Below are 735 nucleotides of genomic sequence, written 5' to 3'. Positions count from 1 at the left end.
CTCGACCTTGTTGGCCGCGTTCACCACCATCGCGATCGCCTGGCCCTTCTGGTCGTGCGTGACGCCGATCTGCGGCACCAGGAACGCGTTCTCGTTCACGCCTTCCTCGATCCGTGCACGCACGAACATCCCCGGCAGCAGCACGCGGCCCGGGTTCGGGAAGACCGCGCGGATCGTCACCGAGCCCGTGGTCTGGTCGACCGTCACGTCCGAGAACTGCAGCTTGCCCGGCTCCGAGTAGGTCTTGCCGTCTTCCAGGATCAGCGTCACCTTCGCCGCGCCCGGGCCGCTCGTCTTCAGACGCCCGCTCTGCACGTCCTGACGCAGCTTCAGCCCTTCGAGGCTCGATTGCGTGAGGTCGACGTACACCGGATCGAGCTGCTGCACCGTCGACATCAGCGTCGCCTGGCTCGCCTGCACGTACGCGCCCGGCGTCACCTGCGAGATGCCGACGCGGCCGCTGATCGGCGACACGACATCCGTATAGCCGAGGTTGATCTGCGCGGTGTCGACCGCCGCCTTGCCGGCCGCGACGTCCGCCGCGGCCTGCCCTTGCGTGGCGACCGCGTTGTCGTAGTCCTGCTTGCTGACCGCGTTCGCGGCGACCAGCACCTTGTAGCGCGCGACCAGCGCGTTCTGCGTGACGAGGTTCGCCTGCGCCTTCGCAAGCGTCGCCTTCGCGCTGTTCAGCGCGGCGATGTACGGCGCCGGATCGATCTTGTAGAGGCGCTGGCC

The 735-nt window shown here is 68.2% G+C and carries 1 protein-coding gene; it reads right to left on the bottom strand.

The window, feature by feature from the left end:
* Positions 1-735, bottom strand: a 735-nt coding sequence (locus WS89_RS24140) for an efflux RND transporter periplasmic adaptor subunit (protein WP_156440608.1), incomplete at both ends; no start/stop codon positions are given.

Origin of the sequence: Burkholderia sp. MSMB1072, from assembly GCF_001524725.1 — a bacterium.
Classification (GTDB): domain Bacteria; phylum Pseudomonadota; class Gammaproteobacteria; order Burkholderiales; family Burkholderiaceae; genus Burkholderia.
The sequence above is the reverse complement of the archived record's forward strand: the minus strand, read 5'-3'. Positions and strand labels throughout refer to the sequence as shown.